The following is a 21,755-nucleotide window of genomic DNA, read 5'->3' on the forward strand; positions in this document are numbered from 1 at the left end:
TAATCGGTGGAATAAACCGATTAACCCTTAAACTGACGCAGCCACACCCTTGCTGCCTCAGCATCCAATTCTATTTGCTGTTTAAGCGCTTCGAATGACTCAAATTTATGTTCATTGCGAAGTTTTTCCAGAAGTACAATTTCGAGCTGTTTGCCGTACAAATCACCTTGAAAGTCAAATAAATGCACTTCGAGTTGTTGGCGAACACCATTTACTGTTGGTCTTTGACCAATGTTCGCCACTCCTCCAATCGCTTGCCCGCCCAGCCCTAAAGCTTGAACGACATACACACCAGAAACCGGTGATACGCAGCGTTTGAGGGGAATATTTGCAGTAGGAAAACCTATGGTTCTACCTAATTTGCGTCCATGAGATACGCGCCCACTAATACTGTAGTCGCGACCTAACATCTCAGCCGCAGCCGGTAAGTTATCTTCCGCTAAAGCATTGCGAATTGCAGTGCTGCTCACGCGCAGTTGCTGTAAACAAAAGCTTTGAGTGCTGACCACTTCAAAACCGTACTTTTGACCTGCCTGTTGCAGCATCGCAAAGTTACCTTTACGACCGCGACCAAAGCAGAAGTCGTCACCAACTACGAGAAACTTAACACCCAATCGCTTGACCAACAAGTCAGTAATAAACTCTTCCGCGCTTAGATTGGCGAAATAGGTATTAAAACTGACGCAAAGTAAGCGATCTAAGTTAAGTTTGCTCAATTGGACAAACTTATCTCGCAAACGAGTTAAACGCGCTGGCGCTTTCTCTTTTGCAAACAACTCCAATGGCTGTGGTTCAAACGTCATCACCATAGATGGCAAACCTAATGTTTGCGCTTGGTGTGCCACTTGCTCTAACACAGCTTGATGCCCTAAATGAACACCATCAAAGTTTCCTATGGTAAGCACACAACCTTGATGTTGCGGCAAAATATTGTGAATACCTCGGATCAATTCCATTGGGAGCTGCTTAATGCCTTTTATTTACACTGCGTGAAACCGACGGATTATATACTAATCCTAATACCCAAGTAACCTCAATATGCTTAGTTCAACGAGAATAACTTAGCTAGCCTACTCTGTTGCTGCTTTTAAATCTTTTAAGCGAACACCTAAAACCAAGAGGCAAATCAGGTAAACGCCGGCACCCAAGCCAATCAACGCAGCAAGCCACATAACTCGTTCAGCAAAACTCCAAGTCAACCAAACACTCATCTCTTCTAACTGCCATAAGATAGCCGCCACCATCGCCACACCTGCGATAGTCAAACGAGCAATAAATAGCAGAGTGCGCTTGCTGATTTGGTACACACCTTGAATATGCAGTCCTCGATAAAGAAGAGACATGTTAACCAGAGCTGATAACGCCGTTGCCATTGCCAAACCAACATAGCCATAGAAATAAGCAAAGATCGCGTTAAAGCCCATATTGGTCACCATAGCGACAATACCGTACTTCACTGGCGTCTTAGTATCTTGCCGTGAGTAGTAACCCGGGGCGAGAACTTTAATCAACATAAAGTTAAGCAACCCTGACGAGTAGGCCAGTAAGGAAAGGGAGGCTTGATGAACATCATGAGGAGAGAATTCACCACGCATAAATAGCACCATTAACATCGGTTTGGCTAATACCATCAAACCCAGCATGGCAGGCAGACCTAATAACAGCACCATTCGCACGCCCCAATCCATCGTGCTGGCAAACCCTTCACTATGAGCGTCAACATGCTTACGCGACAATGCAGGTAGAATAACGGTAGCAATCGCGATACCAAATAGCCCGAGTGGAAATTCAAGTAAACGGTCAGAGTAGTACAACCAACTGATTGAGCCAGTTTGTAGGAAACTAGCAATAAAAGTATCAAGCAGTAAGTTTATCTGGCTAACCGAAACACCAAACAACGCTGGGATCATTAGCGTGCGAATTTTGACCACGCCCGGATCGCGCCAACCCCACTTGGGTTTGACCATCACTCCTGCTTTAATAAGGAAAGGAATTTGAAATAAGAACTGAACTAAACCACCTAAGAACACACCAATCGCTAAACCAATTTCTGGTTGCGCCAGCTGCGGAGCAATAAACCACGCAGAGAAAATGATCATGACGTTGAGAAAGACTGGCGTAAAAGAGGAAACCGCAAATTTGCCTAACGTATTGAGAATTGCGCCTGACAAGGCGACAAAAGTGATGAACCACAAGTAAGGAAAAGTAATTTTGAGCATAAAGCTCGCCAGTTCAAATTTTCCTGCCGAAGGGCCATCGTTCAGCCAATCTAAAAACCAGCCAAAACCAAATAGTGCTGTTACCACGCCAGAGCCAAGAATACCCAATAGGGTCACGATAGAAACTATAACGCCCAGTGTACCGGATGCTTTGGCGATCAGCTCACGAGTCTTATCCATATCCCCCGCGGCATGACTTTCGGTCAACACTGGTACAAATGCTTGTGAAAACGCACCTTCAGCAAATAAGCGGCGTAGGAAGTTAGGAATCTTATTGGCAAAGAAAAACACATCCGCGCTTGCCCCCGCGCCCATTAGGTTAGCAACGACAACATCTCGGACTAAGCCCAAAACGCGGGAAATTAATGTCATCGCACTGACAATCATGCCAGATTTGAGCAGACGTTTACTCACAATTACCTCAAATAACAGCCATACCCTATTGATCTGCCTTAATAGATGAAGGAAAGTCGTTTTCTGGGCAGATAAGTATTAGCATTAAAAAAAGAATACTGATAGAATCCCCGCCATCTTAACCGCGATGACTCGTCGAATCCAAAAATTGTTTGGGCCAGACTGGTTTTTGCACAAATCATTTGACATTTGGGTGCAAATAGGGGATATTCCCTGCCCTTAAATTGTCACCGAACTAAAGTTTTTGGGAGTTAGACCCTTGGCAAATAGTAAATCTGCTAAGAAGCGCGCTATCCAAGCTGAGAAACGTCGCCAGCACAACGCTAGCCGTCGTTCTATGATGCGCACTTACATGAAGAAAACTGTTGCTGCTATCGAAGCAGGCGACAAAGAAGCTGCAACTGCTGCATTCGCTGCAGTTACACCAATCCTAGACCGTATGGCTACTAAAGGTCTTGTTCACAAGAACAAAGCTGCTCGTCATAAGTCTCGTTTCGCTGCTGCAATCAAAGCTCTATAATAGAACTCTGATTTCCAGTGAAGAAAAAACCGGCCTTGGCCGGTTTTTTTATATCTAAAATCTGCACATTCCGCTCTTAATCAACGGTTCAGGCCAATAAACATCAACCCAGTTAACTTGGTTGTAGTTCACTCTCTGGCTGGCAATATAAACTATGCAACAAGTGAATTAATGCTTTCACTTCATCACTACTCAGTGTGTAGTAAACCGTTTGTGCCTCTTTACGTGTATCAACCAAACCATCGCGGCGCAACCACGCCAAATGCTGTGAAAGCGCCGACTGGCTCAGTGATAACTTACTGCACAACTCGCCAACCGAAAGTTCTTGGTTATGCAACAAACATAAAATCTGCAAGCGTCTTTCATTGGCCATCGCTTTTAATAGCACTACCGCTTGAGCAGAGTTTTTCTCCATCTCTAGCACATTCATCAGTACGCCTCCTTGGAACAGCAAAACATCTCACCTGAGGTTTTGAGACCTTTATTAGTCTGTATTATATACACTTACTAAATGTGGATGTTAAGCGATCTGACGCAATGTGTAAAAGACCTTAATTAAATAGTTTACTAAAATCCGCATCACATACATTTTTTACAGCAGGATGCTGGATCATCCTCTCAGCAAAAATAACGTAATACTCTTCTTTCAACTCGTCGATATGTCCAAGCAACTGCAAAGCTTGGTCTTCTTGAATTTCTTGACTGTAAAGAGTCGGAGCTAAGAAGATGACGTCATCATGATAACGGGCAAATGCCTTCATTAACGCGACATCATCGAATTCGCCCAGAATGTCTACGGTGATCCCCTGACGATCAAACCACTCAATCACCTTGCGTCCCATCGCCGTGCGACTACCTGGGATCAGTAACTTACGCTGCTCTAGCACTTCAGGAAACTTCGCTTTTTCTACTTGACCAGAGCAGAAGAAACTCATGCTACTTTCACCTAGCTTTTTGCTAAACAGTCCCGGACTTTGGCTCGAATCGACTGGGCAATCGGACAAAATCATATCCAGCTTATGTTGTGCCAGTTGCTCAAGTAGCATTTCGTGAGTCGATTCGAAGCAGCGTAAATGAATACTGTTGTCTTCTGGCACTGTGGTCATCAAAACCTTGCTCACCAACCGCTTCGATAATGCATCCGCGACGCCAACATCAAATAGAATATTCGAATGCTGACTGTAATTCACGATATCAAGCATCTCATAGCTTAAACCAAACATACGATCGGCGTACTTGAAAACAAGTTGTCCCAACTCTGTCGGCTCAACACTACGACCATTACGCTTGGTCAACTTGCCGTCAAGACGATCTTCTAGTGCTTTGATTTGGCCTGTGACAGTTTGCGGTGTGAGGAATAAAGCATCTGCTGCTTTGGTTACTGAACCTTGCTTGCAGACCATCCAAAAGTAATAAAGGTGGTTGTAGTTTAGATGAGACATTATAAATTTCATTGGTCAATTGATGTCTTTATTTTATAACAGAAGCATTAGATGACAACAACGATTCGAAAAAACCGACCAAAAATGGCAAAAGGCGTAGTTTTACCGATATTCTCATTGTCATTTATGACACTTCATTGTCATAAAACAGCGTTCAACTTTACTCAATCCTGACTTTTCTGACATTTTTGTGACTGATTTCAACAACATCAAGCCAGTATTTAACTCATTTAATTTCAATAACTTAAATTAAATGTAAAGCAAAAAATACAGACATATTTGCTTACTAAGAGAAAAAAAATCATTGTTACACTTAACTGTAATATTACTGAAATATTTCCTCTCTACTATCGCCCTCAGATTCAACTTACAGACCAAATCAACGAGTTAACGGTCCAACGGAGAAAATATTTATGAACCAAGCTACTACTACAGCAGCACCTATTTCGAGCACGGCTCGCTGGTTACGCTGGGCTAACTTGGCATTCATGTTGTACTTACTGCTTCTAGCGGTATCAATGGTAGGTACTGGTTTTAAATGGTCAGTGGGCGACCAAGCTAAAGTTCTATTTGAATTTGCGGCTCACCCAATTGCTGGTCTAATGATCGGCCTTGTGGCTACAGCACTTATCCAGTCTTCAAGTACAGTAACTTCTATTATCGTCGGCCTTGTGGCTGGTGGTTTACCAGTTGAAACTGCAATCCCAATGGTTATGGGTGCAAACATTGGTACAACAGTAACTAACACTCTAGTTTCTCTAGGTCACGTTCGTTGCAAAGAAGAATTCCAACGCGCTTTTGCAAGTGCGACGATTCACGACTTCTTCAACCTACTAGCTGTAATGATCTTCCTACCGCTAGAGATGATGTTCGGTATTCTAGACAAAGTGTCTCACTGGTTGGTTTCACCACTACTAAACACTGGTGATATGAGCGTGGGTGGTTTTGACTTCATCAAACCAATCACTAAACCAGTAATCAGTGCACTGCAAGGTCCTCTAGGTACATTTGGTAACACTGTTGGTGGCGTATTGCTGATCGCTATCGGTATCGCGACAATCTTCCTAGCTATCACCGTAATGGGTAAGCTAATGAAAGGTCTAATGGTTGGTCGTGCACGTGATATTCTTAAGAACGCAATCGGTCGTGGTCCAATCCACGGTATCGTATCGGGTTCTATCGTGACAGTACTAGTTCAGTCTTCTTCAACGACAACTAGTCTAATGGTTCCACTAGTGGGTACTGGCGTTCTTAAAGTACGTGACGTATACCCGTTCACTCTAGGCGCTAACATCGGTACTTGTATTACTGCGCTACTAGCAGCAACAGCAGTATCAGGCGAGTTCGCAGTGTTCGCACTACAAATCGCACTTGTACACCTAGTGTTTAACCTGATGGCAACTGTATTTATCTTTGGTATCCCGTTCCTACGTGAGATTCCAGTGAAGTGTGCTGAATACCTAGCAGCAACAGCAGTTAAGAACAAAGCAGTTGTAGCAGCATACCTACTATCAGTGTTCATCGTGCTACCAGGCGCAATCCTAGCACTGACAGTATAATAACAAAGTAACACACCATCGCTTGCTAAGCCCCTGACCTCGGTCAGGGGCTTTTTTTTGCAAGGAACGCAGGCTAAGGAAACATAGGAACACTGCGTTTACGGAACGCTTCGCTCACGGGAAAAACATTTAGTAGCAACACATTCCCACATCCATAAGTGAAGTGCAGCGCAACGTTCCGTAGCAACGCATGCCCGCATCCGTAAGTTAAGTACAGAGCAACGTTCCGTAGCAACGCATTCCCGCATCAGTGAGTTAAGCGCAGCGCAACGTTCCGTAGCAATGCATCCCCGCATCAGTAAGTTAAGCGCAGCGCAACGTTCCGTAACAACGCATTCCTGCATCAGTGAGTTAAGCGCAGCGCAACGTTCCGTAGCAATGCGTTCCCGCATCCGTAAGTAAAGTGCAGCGCAACGTTCCGTAGCAATGCGTTCCCGCATCCGTAAGTGAAGTGCAGCGCAACGTTCCGTAGCAACGCATTCCCACATCCATAAGTGAAGTGCAGCGCAACGTTCCGCAGCAACGCCTCCCGCATCCATAAGTGAAGCGCAGCGCAACGTTCCGTAACAACGCATTCCCGCATCCGTAAGTGAAGTGCAGCGCAACGTTCCGTAGCAACGCGTTCCCACTTCCAAAAAAAAGACCGACACTAGGTCAGTCTTTTTCATTCAATCTATCGCTTACACCGAAAACGGATACTTAATTGGTTCGTGGCATTCGTAGCCTTCAACCCAAAAGTCATCCAAGGTAACCCATGTTTCCAAGTCTTCAAGTGACTTAATCTCAGGGTTAATGTGGAACGTTGCTGGTGCTAATGGCTCACGTTTTAGCTGCACATCACGCATCAAATCAAGCTGATCTTCGTAGATGTGTGCATTAACAATCTTGTGGTACGCCACACCGGGCTTCTTACCAGTAATTTGCGCCATGATAGCAAGGAACACATACACTTGAACCATGTTGAAATTCAGCCCTAGCGGTACGTCACACGAACGTTGAGTGCTGTTTAGGTACAACGTATCGCCCAGTAGCGAGAAGTGATGGCTGTACATACATGGGCGCAGACAGCCCATATGGAACTCACCTGGGTTGTAAAAGTTTAAGATCTCACCGCGATCATCAACGCCGCGAGTCAAGTCATCTACAATCTTGCGCAGCTGGTCAATATGACCACCATCGGGTTTTGCCCATGCACGACCTTGAACGCCGTATACGCGTCCCATGTCATCTTCGCCTTTGCGGTATGGGTTGTTCAGCCAAGCTTCGTTCAAATTCGCATTCGCATCCCAGGTTTTTGTCCCTAGCTGACGAAAGTCTTCGGCATTGTCATAACCACGGATATAGCCCAGTAGCTCTGCGACTGCCGCTTTCCAGAAGCTTTTACGTGTAGTCACTAGCGGGAACTGGTTGTTAGCCACATCGTAAGTTAAATCGGCATTAATCACCGTTAAGCAGCGCTTGCCAGTACGCTCGTTTTCAACCCACTCACCATGGTCAACAATTCGCTGACAGAGTTCTAAATACTGTTTCACACCAATTCCTTACTTCGCTTTCTGTTGGGGTAATTCGTCTTTGTAATGACCGCGCTTGTAGGCCCATACCATCATCAATCCACCAGCAATGATCATTGGTGTTGATAAGATTTGACCCATAGAGATAAAGCCACCAAATAAGCCTAATTGTGCATCTGGTTCACGGACATATTCGACAAGGAAACGGAATGTACCATAACCAACTAGGAACAGACCTGACACAGATCCAAGTGGACGTGGCTTTTTAATAAACCAGTTTAGAATAAAGAACAGTACGATCCCTTCCAGAGCCATCTCATATAGCTGTGAAGGATGGCGCGGCAGCGGACCACCATTAGGAAATACGATAGCCCAAGGCACGTCAGTAACACGTCCCCACAGCTCGCTGTTCATAAAGTTACCCATACGCCCCATACCTAAGCCAAACGGCACCAGTGGAGCAATAAAATCTGCAACCCCAAAGAAGGTGCGCCCATTTTTACGCGCATACCAGAACATTGCGGTAATCACACCTAGCAGACCGCCGTGGAATGACATACCACCGGTCCAAACTTTAAATAGGTAAAGTGGGTCTTGTAGGAATAAATCGAAGTTATAAAACAATACATAACCGACACGACCACCGATCACGACACCTAAGAAACCAGCAAAGAGCAAGTCAGACACCTGTTCGCGAGTCCAGCCACTGCCCGGTTTATCAGCACGTCGATTTGCCAACCACAACGCAAAAGCAAAACCGATTAAGTACATTAAGCCATACCAACGAATAGATAGTGGGCCAATTGAGACTAATACAGGATCGATATTAGGAAATTCAAAGTATCCCTGAGACATAAGAAGACTACTCTTTTAATAATGATTTAGATGAGATTGCACTACAGCAACATAGTTCCTGCTACAAACATCAAAAATAGCGCGAAAATCTTTTTCAATACAGCCGTCGGTAAAGATGTCGCCAATTTAGCGCCGATCTTTGTCGTCAACATTGAAGTTGATGCAATCGCTGCCAGTGCGGGTAAATACACGTAACCCACACTATAACTTGGTAAGTTATCAGCGCTGTAGCCATGCAAAATAAAGCCTGTCATACCTGAAATGGCAATCACACAGCCACACACAGAGGAAGAGCCTACCGCTTTTCGCATCTCAACGCCATGGCGATTAAGGAAAGGCACCGATAAAGAGCCGCCACCAATCCCTGCCAAACTGGAAATAATACCGATACCAGCACCATACCCCATGGTTACCCCACTCGATGGCATACTGCGCTCAATGGTATTTCTAATCGACAGTAGCATCTGCAACGCAAGCAGCAACACAATTACGCCAAAGACTTTAGGTAGGTACTCGCTCGGTATCCACTCGGCGACATTAGCGCCAACAAAGCCGCCAATGATAACACCAGGCATCAACCATTTAACGACAAACATATCAACGTTACCTAGTTTGAGATGGTTAAACGCCGAAGAACCTGAAGTGACGATGATGGTCGAAAGTGAGGTTGCCAACGCAATGTTCATCGTGATGCTGGGATCAATTCCGGCTTGCGGTAAAAGAAATACCAAAGCAGGGACCACTATTAAACCACCACCGATACCTAATAACCCTGCCATTACACCCACGAATGAGCCAAGCAAAAGCATTAACAATAGCAATTCAATAGACACTCTGTTTCCTTATTTTTTACCAGCGCGGATAAAGCCTGAGAAGCCTTTTAATTCAAAGAAATCTTCCATCATCGCATAAATGTTGTTGCCATAAGGTTGGGTTAAAGCTTGGCTCGCTAATTGACTCAACTCTTCGATACTGGTGTGGCGTAGCAGGTATTTCACCTTAGCCACGTTCGAGGTATTCATACTTAAACTTCGATACCCCAGCCCCACTAAAAGTAATGAACCAATCGGGTCGCCCGCCAACTCACCACAAATACAAACGGGCAACTTTAACTGCTGACAAGTTTGATAAATATGATTTAACGCCATGACCACTGCCGGATGCATACTCTCATAAACATCAGACACCCGTGAATTATTGCGGTCTACCGCAAGTAAATATTGGGTTAAATCGTTGGTTCCGACTGAAACAAAATCGATCTTATCTGCCACCAGCGGCAACAGATAAAGCATCGAAGGCACTTCGATCATAATGCCAACTTGAGGTCGCAACAAACTAGGGTTCAGTGTCAAGACTTCCGAATAGGCTTGCTCAATCAAAACCAAAGCATCATCCAGCTCTTGCGCACCAGAAATCATCGGCAACAAAATACTTAAGTTTTGCGTTGTTGAACTTGCCCGCATCATCGCGCGAATTTGCATTAAAAAGATATCTGGATGATCGAGTGTAAAACGAATCCCGCGCCAACCCAGAAATGGATTGTCCTCTTCGATTGGCAAATATGGCAATGGTTTATCGCCACCAATGTCTAAGGTACGCATCACTACACGCTTATCAGGATACGTGGTCAACACGGAATTATATTGCTGCGTCTGTTCGTCTTCTGACGGGAATCGATGCTGGAGCAAAAAGCTAATTTCTGTACGGTATAAACCGACCCCATCAACACCTTGGTTAACGGCAATATTGGCATCGGCACTGAGACCCGCATTGAGTAATACTTCAATACGCTCACCATCACTGGTTTGCGCTGGCTCCTCAATGCGCTGGTTAACCATATTGGCTAACTCACGCTCTTCATTGGCAAGAGCTCGGTACTCTTTGAGTAACTGACGGCTTGGTGATACTAGAATCTTACCACTATAGCCATCGACAATACCCTGTTTACCATTAATGGTGTTGAGGTTAAGGTTAACCCCCATAACCGCAGGGATGCCAAGCGCACGTGACAAGATAGCCGCATGCGAATTCGCTGCGCCTTCTAATGAAATCACCGCCAATAACTGTTCTTTAGGAATTGATGCGAGTAACGAAGCGGTTAACTCGCGTACCACCAAAATAACAGGTTGATCAAACGTTTGCTGTTCTTGTTCCGTATTATTGAGGAAGTAGAGCAGTCGCTGGCCTAACTCACGCACATCTTGCGCGCGCTCACGCAAGTAGCTATCCGACATACGAGCAAAGCGACTCGAGTAGGTCTCAACAACTTGTCGTACCGCCCAATCCGCACGATCGCCTTTCTGAATCTGTGCTTTGAGATCTTTGCGTAGCATCGGATCATTGAGCAAATGGGTAAACAGATCGAATATCGCCAGCGTATCTTTGTTGATTTCGCTATCAAGCTTTTTGCGCATCCGACGAAAATCAGTAAGAGCGGCTTCAATGGCTAACAGTAACCACTCTTGCTCGCGTTCAATATCCAACGTCGAAGCAGGGCTGACATCAGAAAGGAGCGGTTGACTATCATCCCACCAGAACTGACCAATCGCGACACCTGAAGACGCCGGAATACCACGAATGGCTTGCTGAGTCTTTTCTAGTCGCCATTGCCCTTGTGTTTGAGCATGTGCGATGATCACCGCAAGCTGAGCGGCCAACGTGACTAAAAAGGACTCTTCCATTTCATTAAACAGACGTTGCTCTTTTTGCTGCACGACTAATACCCCAAGCACCTGCTTGCGGTGAATAATGGGCGTGCCAAGAAAGCTCTGATAGACCTCTTCTCCTAACTGAGAAAAGTATTTGAAGTTAGGGTGTTTAGAAGCTTCAGCAAGGTTCAAAGGTTCGGCACTGCGTTTAACCAAACCTACTAAACCTTCACTAAAGTTGATATGTATTTTATTGCCTTTAAAACGCAAACCTTGAGTAGCCATTAACTCAAGACGCTGCATCTCTTCATTCGCAAGGTAAATCGTGCAACATTCCGTGTGCATAGCAAGACAAGTTTGCTTAACCAAAAGTTGCAACGCTGCATGAACGTTTTCAACTCGTGAAACTTGTTCAACTATGTCCCTTAGTTGAGAAAGCATCTCTACCCTCTTCGTGATTTACGTTTGCCTTTGACTCGACGCTCTTTAAACGGCATTGCCATGGATGCGAACTCTTTCATCGCGCGACGATAGACATCACGCTTAAAAGAGACCACTTGACGCACTGGGTACCAATAACTCACCCAACGCCAACCATCAAATTCAGGGGAATTACCGCGCTGCATATTGATCTTACTTTCATCACAATCTAAGCGCAGTAAAAACCATTTCTGTTTTTGGCCGATACAAACAGGCTTTGAATCCCAACGGACAAGTCGTTTCGGTAATTTATACCTTAGCCAATGCCGACTTGTCGCTATGATTTTCACGTCTTTACTAGTAAGACCTACCTCTTCATACAACTCTCGAAACATGGCTTGCTCCGGTGTCTCACCGTCATCAATTCCACCTTGAGGAAATTGCCATGAATGTTGTCCGTATCGTTTAGCCCAGAAGACCTGACCATGGTTGTTACAGATTACAATTCCCACATTTAAGCGGTAACCATCGCCATCTATCACTGGCCAACCTCTAATAAATTCTTAATTGCAGTAATTTTTCCACATATCCCCAAGCGGAGCAAACTTACTAGTGTGACTAGCACAGAAATTATCGCCGAATCTTGTCATTATGAATAACTACCAGCCACAAACGCCGTTATTCACAACGTGATGAGACCTACTCCACATTTATTCACCTTTTCTGTGTATAACTATGTGAAAAAACACCGAACAAGCGATCATTTATTCACCAAGAGCAATTTGCGCAACAAAACACCCCTATGAAACACCAACAAAAAACATTTAAAAACATAAAGTTAAACCAAAACACCACAGCAAAACTCTACCATTTATAAGTCTATATTTTCACTCAAACCAAACTGCTCAAAGATCAACCACTCATTTATTTATCCACACAACGTTAAGCAAAAAAAGCTAAAGTCTGAAAATTCAAGCAAAATTACCACCTAGTACCCCTGTTAATTCATACATAAGTTATGAATTTAGCTATTTTTCATTCAATATCTGTGGATAACCTATTAATGAAGATCTTTTCGCCACTCTGCATGATCTTTCACCAACTCCACATTTGACGAGATTGCGTTAAAATAGTAAGCCAACAAGCCAATAAGTAGCACCAATGAAAGCTGAACCGAAGTCAGAACAAGAACTCCTCGAACGCGCAACCGACATTGCCGGCCTCACATTCCTCGAATTAGCAGACGAAGCAGGGATAAAAGTACCTGCCGATTTGCGCCGAGATAAAGGCTGGGTTGGACAGTTATTAGAATGGCATCTAGGCGCAACAGCAGGCAGCAAACCTCAACAAGACTTTGAACAACTTGGCATTGAACTGAAAACGATCCCTATTGGCTATAATGGTAAGCCTCTAGAAACTACATTTGTTTGCGTTGCACCACTAACCGGCGTACAAGGCCTAACATGGCAACACAGCCATGTACGCAACAAACTGTCTCGCGTACTTTGGGTCCCAGTAGAAGGAGAACGTGAGATCCCATTGGCTGAGCGCCGGGTGGGCTCACCACTGATCTGGTCACCAAATGAAGAAGAAGAACAACAATTGCAAACCGATTGGGAAGAGCTGATGGAGCTCATCGTACTTGGTCAAGTTGAAAAGATTACCGCTCGACATGGGGAAGTACTGCAGCTTCGACCAAAAGCAGCCAATAGCCGTGCATTAACCGAAGCTTACGGTGCTAGCGGTAAGCTAATTAAAACGTTGCCTAGAGGCTTTTACTTACGAACTCAATTTACCGCACGTATCCTAGAAAAAAACTTTGCATGAACTTGCTCAGTTAATGTCTCGTGACAGCGAGTTCAATATCATGATATCTAGGCATATCGTCAGAACCAAACTCGTCATAGCTATTGTGCAAACGCAGATAAGCACGTTCAACATCAAGTCGATACAGCTCTTCTTTAACTTGATCAAGTGAGGCGTAATGGACCGGTTCACCATCCTCACAAATCGGTTCGAGTTTATGTTTGTATTCCACTGCGAGTAAGTACTGTGAAAGGTCAGAACAGCTGATCACAAATACTTTTGGCGGCTGGTAGCTTTTTTTATGAAAGCCATGGATCCACTTGTCGAGTTGCTTCCTATGCATGCCCCCTCCTAATTCGGTAGCGAAGTAATATGATTATTATAGTTAGTGGCAGCCATTTTGTGCCCTAGGTACTTTCAATCACAACAAAAGCTCGCTTATATTGAATTGTCAGAGTGAAAGAGACTCACCGCTATCGAGAACTCTCCAACAAGGAAGCGCAATGAAATATCACAAACTCCCGCATTCAAGTTTAGAAGTCAGTAAAATCTGCTTAGGTACCATGACGTTTGGTGAACAAAACTCACAAACGGAAGCATTCAATCAGCTAGACTACGCATTCGAGCGCGGAGTCAATTTCATCGATACCGCTGAGATGTACCCCGTTCCACCAAAACAACAAACTCAAGGTGCAACCGAAGAATACATTGGCAATTGGTTGGATAAATCAGGTAAACGCGAAAAAGTGGTGCTGGCCACCAAAGTCGCAGGCCCACGCAATGTGCCTTATATTCGCGACAACATGAAGCTCGATCGCCGCAATGTTCATCAAGCCATTGACGATAGCTTAACAAGATTAAAAACGGACTATATCGATCTATACCAAATCCATTGGCCACAACGTGAAACCAATACCTTCGGTCAGTTAAACTACCCCTATCCAGATAACCTGCAAGAAGTGACGTTAATAGAAACGCTCGAAGCGATGGCAGAGTTAATTAAAGCCGGAAAAGTTCGCTACATCGGCGTCTCAAATGAAACGCCTTGGGGAGTCATGAGCCTGCTCAAATTAGCAGAGAAGCACAATCTGCCAAGAATTGTGTCGATTCAAAATCCATACAATTTACTCAATCGTAGTTTTGAAGTCGGTCTGTCTGAGATTAGCCACTATGAAGGGGTGGAATTACTGGCTTATTCCCCACTTGCATTTGGTTGCTTGAGTGGCAAGTATCTCAATGGTCAGCGCCCAGAAGGTGCGCGCTGTTCGCTATTTGAACGCTTCGTGCGCTACTTTACTCCACAAGGAATTGCCGCAACGCAAGCGTATGTCGACTTAGCCCATCGTCACGGAATGGATCCTGCGCAAATGGCACTGGCCTTTATTAACCAGCGTCCATTCGTTGCCGCAAATATCATTGGTGCGACAACGATGGCACAACTGAAAGATAATATCGATAGTATCGAGATAACGTTAAGTGATGAGTTATTAAAAGATATCCAAGAGGTTGGTACCACTTACTCCAACCCTTGTCCGTAGCGAGTAGATGGGAGGGAGATATCATTTCCCTCCCAAAACTTACGTAGGTATTCGCAGCGTTAATACCCGACGAAGATGACGAATACGACGCTCAGCTTTCACTTCAGGTGCACTACTCTTACCAATTGGACGCCCCTCAATATCAAGGCCGATATCTCGCAACAAATGTTCGTTCATCCAAGGAAGTTCATGAGCACTACGACGCACTTTTTTTCGCCAAGCTCGTTCTTCACGGCGTATATCGGCTCTTACAAGTAAAGTGGCAACTTTCAGATAAATAGATTGGTTCATGGTTTTCTCCAGTCAGATTAAAGCTGGGAAAAAGCAACCGAGAAAGTGTATCTATTGGAGTAATCGGCTACTGTTTCCGCAGCCAATTAAAAGAGGTTACGGATTAAATATATGCATGCGTAGGTTTGCGATCGCCCTTACAGGTTGAGGCGATAATCGCTGAACCCTTAACCACGACGGTGGTGTTAGCAGGGGCTACTGGGGCACACAGATTTTGAATAACAGTGAATTGTTTCATCGTGCGCCTCCTAGCAATTATTTAATCCAGTTTCGAATGGGTATGAGCCTAAACTCATGGTTAAATTCTAAGCAATTGAGATTAATATTCAACCAGCTTTTAACAATTAAAATAAAAACAATTTTTTAACCTAAAAATAACTTAATTGAGTGATAGTTTATAAGATATTCTTCTTAGAAATATGCAACTGCCAATCCATTTGTTTTTTAAACAAAAAAGCCAACCGATAAGGTTGGCTTACATTTCAGTAAATCTCAGAGGTTTTCTAGTAGACGGTGTCGATCTTAACTTGTTTCTCAACCATCCACTCTTGCTTCCCTTGTTGCTCGGTCTGCACTGCGACATCAACCGGTTGAGTCGGATCTAATTCAAACTGCCAAACAAACACCAACTCCCACTGATTTTCATTGTGAGTGCGAAGTTCTAGGTCGTCACCATCAATCAACCAAGTCTCTTCACCTTGACGCAGAGTGATACTCTTTATCTCTAAATCTGCTGGTAACGCTGAAGATGATTCTAAGTAAAGTGCACCATGTAAGTTCTGTTCCTGTAACTCACCGATTGTTGGCATCTTGTTGAGCCACAAGTTACTAGTTAGTTGCACTTGAGCATTATTTATCGTCACATGCTCATCTTGCTCCCACCCCACTTGAGGCGCAGAGCAACCTGCTAATAGGGCAAGAGTCAGTGAAACAGCAGCAAATTTTTTCATAATCTTACCTCTGGGCTAGCCATTCTTTGAGTATCTGAATATCGCTTTGGTATTCTTTCTTAATTTCATCGACCCAATCATCAATGTTTTCCCACCACGCAGGCATATCGGGGGATTGCGCTTTTTGCGCCACACTTTGAATATGTTTGAGACCAATAGAGCCTGCGGCACCTTTTATTTTATGCGCTTCAGAGACAATGCCTTCTTGATCTTTGGCAACCATATTTGAGTCTAGTAACTCAATATAATCCGGCATCATATCTTCAAACATGGCTATGCTCTCAAGCACTGGCTTAGTGCCCACAATACCAACGTAAGACTCTAACATATCGAGATCGAGAATGGTCTGATAAACCTCATCAGAATCCACTAAGTGCTCAGGCTCTGGTAAATGTGGCATAGGCTCGCATGGTTTATGATCACCAAACAGAGCAATGACCTCTTGCACTGCGGCAACTGAAAGCGGTTTGCTCAGCGCTTCGTCCATACCTTGCTCATAGTATTCTTGCTTGTTCTTTACCACATTAGCAGTTAGTGCCACCAGCGGCGGCAGCTGTGAATAGAGTTCACGGAAATGCTTGGCCACATCAAATCCCGTCATATCCGGTAATTGAATATCTAGGAACACCAAGTCATACAATTCTGGATCAAACATCTCGAGCGCTTCTTGCCCTGTCATTGCCACGGACACTTCATGCCCCATGCTTTCAAGCAGCGAACGAGCCACGGTAATATTAAGTTCGATATCTTCAACCATAAAGATATTCAACTCACGCTCAGATGGTTGCACTTCCACTTTGGCACTTTCTATCTCTTGAGCCAGTGGCACGCAAATCGTCACAGTAAAGGTGCTACCAAAGCCCTCTTCACTGCTTACAACAATGTCACCATGCATCATTTCAATCAGTTGCTTGGAAACGGCTAAGCCAATGCCCGTACCCACGGCATGTAAGTTGTCTTTTTCAGATTTAACTTGATAGTACATGGCAAAAATATTGTCGAGTTCAAGCTCTGGAATGCCAACTCCCGTATCTTCTACCTCTAATGTAATATGTGCATGCTCGTCCTCAATGTACGAACTCACAGAAAGGACAACACCACCTTCCTTGGTAAACTTCATCGCATTGCTGATCAAATTCCACAACACTTGGCGCAGTCGCGTTGCGTCGACGCTGATTCCTGTTGGTAGATCATTAAGACGCTCCAAGTTAAAACGCAGTCCTTTTTGTTCTGCCATCAAAGCCGCAATACTCTCTATTTCTACCACAAAGTCTTCAAAGTTGAGTGGCGCTGGATAAAGCTCTAACTTACGACGATCAAACTTGTCCATATCAATGATGTCATTAAAAATATTACCAAGGGTAATGGCACTGACATTAATGGTTTGCATATGTTTACGCTGCTCATCGGTCATAGGTGTATCGAGCAACATACGGCTTAAGCCAACAATGCCATTCAATGGCGTTCTGAGCTCATGACTAATGGTAGAGATAAACGTTGTCTTGTCACGGCTGGCTTTTTCCAAAGATTCTTCATGGCGCTTACGTTCTGTAATATCGCGTCCAAAACCAACCAAACCTAAATGTCGACCATCTTTGCTGTAAAACGGTACTTTACGTAATTCAAAATAAATCTTACGCCCGTCAGGATACTCAAGCCATTGTTCATAAGTAATTGCTTGGTTATCAGCAAATACCGCATCATCGGTTTCAACGATTTGTTGCGCGACTTCTTTGCTATAAACTTCCCATGGCGTTAATCCCACCAATTGAGACTCTTTTTTCCCGGTCAACTCTTCCATTGCGCGGTTACAACCAGAGAACACACCTTCTGCATTGCGGTAATAAATCAAATCTGGAGATGCATCAATAAAAGAACGCAACAATGCGGTTCGCTCAGCCAGTTCCATTTGAGTACGCTCACGCTGATAGACCTCATTTTCTAAGTCTTTCATTGCTTCTTCGCGTCCCTCTTCCGCTTTAATACGGTCTTCAATTTCCTGATTAAGCTTTTCGATATTGAGCTGCAGTTGTTGATTCAGCTCTAAGTCACGTGAACGCATCACTTTCAATTTTGATACGAGCTTCGACAGACGCTGACGCGACTCTTCGAGTTGGTCAACCACCACTGAAAGAAAGTAAACCGCCCATGGCGTAATAACTAAGCCAAAGAAAACAGAGCGGACAATATCGATATTATCAACAGAGCCACTAAGAAACAGAGTGATCCCGACCTGGACAACAACGGCAAGAGAAATAAGAGCAAGAGCCAGAAGAATAGAGAAACGCAAAATACCCAGTTTTACGAGTAAATCTACGTAGTATTGAGCAAGGTTCTTGATGGTTTTCATTAAGCGCTCCGAGCGACAAAAAGGCAGCAGCTATCGCCACAAAGTTCCGCTGCTGGATTTAGAGTAATGCAGTGACGACATAGGCAATATCTTACCTGCTTTAGTGACACACAGCTAAACAATCCCCATCAACATTGGGGTTAATTATTGGATGTGTGATGTACGCAAGTTTGATTCCTGCCACTCTCCTTGGCTAGATACAGCGCGCTATCAGCGCAAGAGAGCATTGCTTGAGCGCTACTTTGCAAAGAAGGCACAAAGGAGACCATGCCGACACTCACTGTGACCGACTCACTCACTTGGGAACCTTGATGCGGAATGGCCAATTGTGCCACTTCACTATGGATACGTTGTGCCACAACTTTTGCGCCCTCAATTGTCGTATTCGGCAGCAGACAAACGAACTCTTCACCACCGTATCTTGCAACACAATCACTAGAACGGTTAATGACTCGAGTAAAAGCTTGAGCAACACTAATTAAGGCATCATCCCCTTTTTGATGACCATAAAGATCATTAAAGCCTTTGAAGTAGTCAATGTCACACAACATGATTGTGAGTGACTTTTGTTCGCGACCATGAATATGCCACATCAGATCCAACTGCTCATCAAAACGGCGGCGGTTGGCTATTTGCGTAAGGCTATCAACATAACTCAACCTCTCTAGTTCTTGATTCGCCTTAGCTAATTTTCTTTCGCTCAAATATCGCTCAGAAACGTCTCGCGCCATGACCAGTACGCCGTTGGTGCCTGATGCTGGGTCTTTAAATGGTGACTTAACCACGTCAAACCATGACTCTTCACCATCACTAAGACTAACGCGGTCGATATAACGCAGCGGCTCACCTTGTTCCAACACTTGTTTATCGCTGGCAGAAAAACGTTGATAGGCATTATCCGAAATGACGTCTTGCAATCGATGACCGATCAATTCTTCGGGGTCAGTGATCCCCAATTTATCAACAAATGGCTTGTTGCAGGCTTGATAAATCATGTTCTCATTAAAGATACCTATCGCATCAGGGCTAGCTTCTAAAATGTTGTGCAAAATAGTATCTCGCTGTGCCAAGGCAACTTCTGTATCGCGGCGTTTTTCCATCTCATCACGCAAATTGCGTTGGATATCATGCCAATCAGTAACATCATGGCTAATGCCTAGCATTCCCAAAGGCTCACCTTGCGGCGACATTAATAAGCTTTGATGAGTTTCGAGCAAGCAACTACGACCATAGATATCCACGGTCCAATGACGTTGTGATACACGTCCTTTCTTTATCCCTACGATATCAGACATGCCTTCGTCAAAACGCTCTCCCCAAAATCGGTCAAAGGCACGGTTGGTAAACAGTTTTTCTCCGTGGATACCTTTAACGAAAATAAGTTCTGAAAGGTTTTCAAAGGCACTTTTGATTACCGAAAGCGCATGAATCTGCTCATGCAACTCCTCGACACTAGATTGATGTGGTGACAGGTGGAACAACCAACAGAGTTTTCCGCGGTATTGCGTTTGTCGAGCATATACATCGACACGGAGTGATTGATTGGCACTGAGAGGCCAATCAATTTTGTAGACTTGTGCCTGATGAACTGAAAAATAGTCCATCAACTCAAAAATGAACGATTGATTTAAGGTGCCCGGCAAAAGGAAGTAACGCCCTACACGGCGAATTCCCAACGTTCTCATTGCAACAGAGTTAGAGATCAGCAACTTGCCACTCTTACTCTCGACCAACATCATTGGGACTGGTGCATCTTCAATCAATCGCTTTACTTGTCGGTAAAAACGGAAATAAAGCTGGAGAATCAGCATTAATAGCGTGATGACTAGCAATATTTCCATTCCATGGAGATGGATAAAATTGAGTATCCAACTTTCCGACGTTTCAATCATATAAACTTAATATCTCTGGCGTAATTCGGCTAAAAGATAGCAGTTTCTATGTAAATAATCTTAATTAATCAAGGCTTAATATACTTAAATGGCATATCAATTGAGGAACCTTGAGCGCCATCTCGATTTAATGCACGCCCTATCTCTGTCATTGCTAACCAGCGATTCTCACACCACAGTGGCGAAAGTAGCGTTGGGCGACGCGCTGCGGATGAAACGCGATGATAAACCACCTCAGGCGGTGTCATACGGATCAGTTCACTTGCGATTGCGACATACTCTTCTAGCTCAGGCGCTTCCAATTTACCGGCACGCCAAGCTTTTGCCATAGTGCTGCCTTCTACAATATGCAAACCGTGCAGTTTGATGCCATCAGTTCCGACTTCCAGCACACGCTGCATGGTTTTGATATTGTCGTCGCGGGTTTCGCGCGGTAGGCCAACGATTAAGTGGGTACACACTTTAATTCCTATCGCGCGCGCACGTTGAGTAATCTCTGCATAGCACTCAAAATCATGTCCACGATTAATACGTTTTAACGTATCATTATTGGCCGTTTGTAGGCCAAGTTCGAGCCAGATTTCATAACCCTTTTCAACATACTCGGACAGAAGTTCAAGCACCGCATCAGGCACACAATCAGGGCGAGTACCCACACACAAGCCAACGATATCCGCCGCCTTTAATGCTTCTTCATACATATTTCTCAGAACTTGCACTTCCGCATAGGTACTAGTGTAAGCCTGAAAATAAGCCAAGTACTTTTTCGCTCGAGCAATTTCGCCGGCACGATCAGTCAGTTGTTCATGAATGCTTTTGATTTGAGTTTCTTCATCAACAAAAGAAGCTACATTGCAGAAAGTACAGCCACCACGGCCAATGGTGCCATCACGGTTTGGACAGCTGAAACCACCGTGCAAGGTTAGTTTGTGAACCTTCTCTCCGTATCGGCGATGTAAATCCTGACCTATTGTATTAACCAATTCATGTAACTGCATATTAACCACTAATGAGAATAAAAATCATTAAGATTTGTGTAATTAAATTACACAATTTGTTGATTTTGAAATGAGTGCAATTTAACCAAAACCGCCAATTTGATCCCTATCACAAATCAATAAACATGCAATTAAACGTGCTTCAAACTGGATTTTAGGCAAAAAACAAACATAAATCCTATTTTGTGCATGAAAAAATTGCGCAACAACGCTGCGTTTTGATTGCATTTTAACCCGAAGAAATTGTAGGATACTTACAGATCTCACTTGCGCGGCGTATTCGCCAATAACAAAACTATCGGCAAGGAGAACGGTGATAACCAGACCCCACCTATATAAATC

General features: G+C 44.2%; 19 protein-coding genes. 4 read left to right on the forward strand and 15 right to left on the reverse strand.

Going from position 1 to position 21,755, the window contains the following annotated elements; genetic code table 11:
* Positions 1–20: 20 nt before the first annotated feature.
* Both ribF and murJ read right to left on the reverse strand, forming a co-directional pair.
* Positions 21–956, reverse strand: a complete 936-nt coding sequence (gene ribF / locus IRQ95_RS14715) for a bifunctional riboflavin kinase/FAD synthetase (RefSeq protein ID WP_194437624.1) — start codon at positions 954–956, stop codon at positions 21–23.
* A gap of 114 nt (positions 957–1,070) precedes the next feature.
* Positions 1,071–2,633 (reverse strand): murein biosynthesis integral membrane protein MurJ, encoded by a 1,563-nt coding sequence (gene murJ / locus IRQ95_RS14720; RefSeq protein ID WP_194437625.1) that lies wholly within the window; start codon positions 2,631–2,633, stop codon positions 1,071–1,073.
* 259 nt (positions 2,634–2,892) lie between these two features.
* Between murJ and rpsT the strand changes: the two genes are divergently transcribed.
* Positions 2,893–3,153 carry a 30S ribosomal protein S20 gene (rpsT, locus tag IRQ95_RS14725; RefSeq protein ID WP_075651474.1) on the forward strand — a complete coding sequence of 87 codons (261 nt, stop codon included), beginning with the start codon at positions 2,893–2,895 and terminating at the stop codon, positions 3,151–3,153.
* 112 nt (positions 3,154–3,265) lie between these two features.
* On the opposite strand, the gene IRQ95_RS14730 is transcribed toward rpsT, so the two are convergent.
* Both IRQ95_RS14730 and nhaR read right to left on the reverse strand, forming a co-directional pair.
* Positions 3,266–3,583 (reverse strand): ArsR/SmtB family transcription factor, encoded by a 318-nt coding sequence (locus IRQ95_RS14730; protein ID WP_194437626.1) that lies wholly within the window; start codon positions 3,581–3,583, stop codon positions 3,266–3,268.
* 121 nt (positions 3,584–3,704) lie between these two features.
* Positions 3,705–4,595 carry a transcriptional activator NhaR gene (gene nhaR / locus IRQ95_RS14735; protein WP_194437627.1) on the reverse strand — a complete coding sequence of 297 codons (891 nt, stop codon included), beginning with the start codon at positions 4,593–4,595 and terminating at the stop codon, positions 3,705–3,707.
* A gap of 413 nt (positions 4,596–5,008) precedes the next feature.
* On the opposite strand from nhaR, the gene IRQ95_RS14740 reads away from it, so the two are divergent.
* Positions 5,009–6,154, forward strand: coding sequence for a Na/Pi symporter (locus tag IRQ95_RS14740; RefSeq protein WP_075651468.1), 1,146 nt, complete (start codon positions 5,009–5,011; stop codon positions 6,152–6,154).
* Positions 6,155–6,834: 680 nt separating this feature from the next.
* Here the strand turns inward: IRQ95_RS14740 and IRQ95_RS14745 are convergent.
* The 5 genes from IRQ95_RS14745 to rppH are packed head-to-tail and all read right to left on the reverse strand — an operon-like array spanning position 6,835 to position 12,130.
* Positions 6,835–7,686, reverse strand: a complete 852-nt coding sequence (locus IRQ95_RS14745) for a thymidylate synthase (protein ID WP_194437628.1) — start codon at positions 7,684–7,686, stop codon at positions 6,835–6,837.
* A 9-nt stretch (positions 7,687–7,695) separates the two neighbouring features.
* Positions 7,696–8,520, reverse strand: coding sequence for a prolipoprotein diacylglyceryl transferase (gene lgt / locus IRQ95_RS14750; protein WP_194437629.1), 825 nt, complete (start codon positions 8,518–8,520; stop codon positions 7,696–7,698).
* A 41-nt stretch (positions 8,521–8,561) separates the two neighbouring features.
* Positions 8,562–9,329, reverse strand: coding sequence for a sulfite exporter TauE/SafE family protein (locus IRQ95_RS14755; protein ID WP_228481439.1), 768 nt, complete (start codon positions 9,327–9,329; stop codon positions 8,562–8,564).
* 33 nt (positions 9,330–9,362) lie between these two features.
* Positions 9,363–11,609 carry a phosphoenolpyruvate--protein phosphotransferase gene (gene ptsP, locus IRQ95_RS14760; protein WP_194437631.1) on the reverse strand — a complete coding sequence of 749 codons (2,247 nt, stop codon included), beginning with the start codon at positions 11,607–11,609 and terminating at the stop codon, positions 9,363–9,365.
* Between the two features lie 2 nt (positions 11,610–11,611).
* Positions 11,612–12,130 carry an RNA pyrophosphohydrolase gene (rppH, locus tag IRQ95_RS14765; protein ID WP_194437632.1) on the reverse strand — a complete coding sequence of 173 codons (519 nt, stop codon included), beginning with the start codon at positions 12,128–12,130 and terminating at the stop codon, positions 11,612–11,614.
* Between the two features lie 619 nt (positions 12,131–12,749).
* Here rppH and mutH point away from each other — a divergent pair.
* Complete coding sequence (gene mutH, locus IRQ95_RS14770; protein WP_194437633.1) at positions 12,750–13,415, forward strand: DNA mismatch repair endonuclease MutH; 666 nt, start codon at positions 12,750–12,752, stop codon at positions 13,413–13,415.
* A 10-nt stretch (positions 13,416–13,425) separates the two neighbouring features.
* Here mutH and IRQ95_RS14775 read toward each other — a convergent pair whose 3' ends face one another.
* Positions 13,426–13,737 (reverse strand): DUF6482 family protein, encoded by a 312-nt coding sequence (locus IRQ95_RS14775; protein ID WP_194437634.1) that lies wholly within the window; start codon positions 13,735–13,737, stop codon positions 13,426–13,428.
* Between the two features lie 160 nt (positions 13,738–13,897).
* Between IRQ95_RS14775 and IRQ95_RS14780 the strand changes: the two genes are divergently transcribed.
* Positions 13,898–14,932: an NADP(H)-dependent aldo-keto reductase gene (locus tag IRQ95_RS14780; protein WP_194437635.1), complete on the forward strand. Its 1,035-nt coding sequence runs from the start codon at positions 13,898–13,900 to the stop codon at positions 14,930–14,932.
* Between the two features lie 39 nt (positions 14,933–14,971).
* On the opposite strand, the gene IRQ95_RS14785 is transcribed toward IRQ95_RS14780, so the two are convergent.
* The 5 genes from IRQ95_RS14785 to mnmL form a co-directional block, all read right to left on the reverse strand.
* Positions 14,972–15,223, reverse strand: a complete 252-nt coding sequence (locus IRQ95_RS14785) for a DUF1127 domain-containing protein (RefSeq protein WP_194437636.1) — start codon at positions 15,221–15,223, stop codon at positions 14,972–14,974.
* 503 nt (positions 15,224–15,726) lie between these two features.
* Positions 15,727–16,173, reverse strand: a complete 447-nt coding sequence (locus IRQ95_RS14790) for a hypothetical protein (protein WP_194437637.1) — start codon at positions 16,171–16,173, stop codon at positions 15,727–15,729.
* Between the two features lie 4 nt (positions 16,174–16,177).
* Positions 16,178–18,523: an aerobic respiration two-component sensor histidine kinase ArcB gene (arcB, locus tag IRQ95_RS14795; protein ID WP_194437638.1), complete on the reverse strand. Its 2,346-nt coding sequence runs from the start codon at positions 18,521–18,523 to the stop codon at positions 16,178–16,180.
* A 140-nt stretch (positions 18,524–18,663) separates the two neighbouring features.
* Positions 18,664–20,415: a sensor domain-containing diguanylate cyclase gene (locus IRQ95_RS14800; protein WP_194437639.1), complete on the reverse strand. Its 1,752-nt coding sequence runs from the start codon at positions 20,413–20,415 to the stop codon at positions 18,664–18,666.
* A 68-nt stretch (positions 20,416–20,483) separates the two neighbouring features.
* Positions 20,484–21,413, reverse strand: a complete 930-nt coding sequence (mnmL, locus tag IRQ95_RS14805) for a tRNA modification radical SAM protein MnmL/YtqA (RefSeq protein WP_194437640.1) — start codon at positions 21,411–21,413, stop codon at positions 20,484–20,486.
* Between the last annotated feature and the right edge of the window lie 342 nt (positions 21,414–21,755).

The sequence above is a fragment of the Vibrio fluminensis genome, assembly GCF_015278125.1.
GTDB classification, from domain to species: domain Bacteria; phylum Pseudomonadota; class Gammaproteobacteria; order Enterobacterales; family Vibrionaceae; genus Vibrio; species Vibrio fluminensis.

What these genes read in the sequence shown, in the direction of transcription:
- IRQ95_RS14785 (WP_194437636.1), bottom strand. Translation starts at nt 15,223, where the DNA reads ATGAACCAATCTATTTATCTGAAAGTTGCCACTTTACTTGTAAGAGCC.
- IRQ95_RS14755 (WP_228481439.1), bottom strand. Translation starts at nt 9,329, where the DNA reads ATGCTTTTGCTTGGCTCATTCGTGGGTGTAATGGCAGGGTTATTAGGT.
- IRQ95_RS14780 (WP_194437635.1), top strand. Translation starts at nt 13,898, where the DNA reads ATGAAATATCACAAACTCCCGCATTCAAGTTTAGAAGTCAGTAAAATC.
- mutH (WP_194437633.1), top strand. Translation starts at nt 12,750, where the DNA reads ATGAAAGCTGAACCGAAGTCAGAACAAGAACTCCTCGAACGCGCAACC.
- IRQ95_RS14740 (WP_075651468.1), top strand. Translation starts at nt 5,009, where the DNA reads ATGAACCAAGCTACTACTACAGCAGCACCTATTTCGAGCACGGCTCGC.
- arcB (WP_194437638.1), bottom strand. Translation starts at nt 18,523, where the DNA reads ATGAAAACCATCAAGAACCTTGCTCAATACTACGTAGATTTACTCGTA.
- ptsP (WP_194437631.1), bottom strand. Translation starts at nt 11,609, where the DNA reads ATGCTTTCTCAACTAAGGGACATAGTTGAACAAGTTTCACGAGTTGAA.
- ribF (WP_194437624.1), bottom strand. Translation starts at nt 956, where the DNA reads ATGGAATTGATCCGAGGTATTCACAATATTTTGCCGCAACATCAAGGT.
- IRQ95_RS14790 (WP_194437637.1), bottom strand. Translation starts at nt 16,173, where the DNA reads ATGAAAAAATTTGCTGCTGTTTCACTGACTCTTGCCCTATTAGCAGGT.
- IRQ95_RS14800 (WP_194437639.1), bottom strand. Translation starts at nt 20,415, where the DNA reads ATGATTGAAACGTCGGAAAGTTGGATACTCAATTTTATCCATCTCCAT.
- IRQ95_RS14730 (WP_194437626.1), bottom strand. Translation starts at nt 3,583, where the DNA reads ATGAATGTGCTAGAGATGGAGAAAAACTCTGCTCAAGCGGTAGTGCTA.
- nhaR (WP_194437627.1), bottom strand. Translation starts at nt 4,595, where the DNA reads ATGTCTCATCTAAACTACAACCACCTTTATTACTTTTGGATGGTCTGC.
- IRQ95_RS14775 (WP_194437634.1), bottom strand. Translation starts at nt 13,737, where the DNA reads ATGCATAGGAAGCAACTCGACAAGTGGATCCATGGCTTTCATAAAAAA.
- lgt (WP_194437629.1), bottom strand. Translation starts at nt 8,520, where the DNA reads ATGTCTCAGGGATACTTTGAATTTCCTAATATCGATCCTGTATTAGTC.
- mnmL (WP_194437640.1), bottom strand. Translation starts at nt 21,413, where the DNA reads ATGCAGTTACATGAATTGGTTAATACAATAGGTCAGGATTTACATCGC.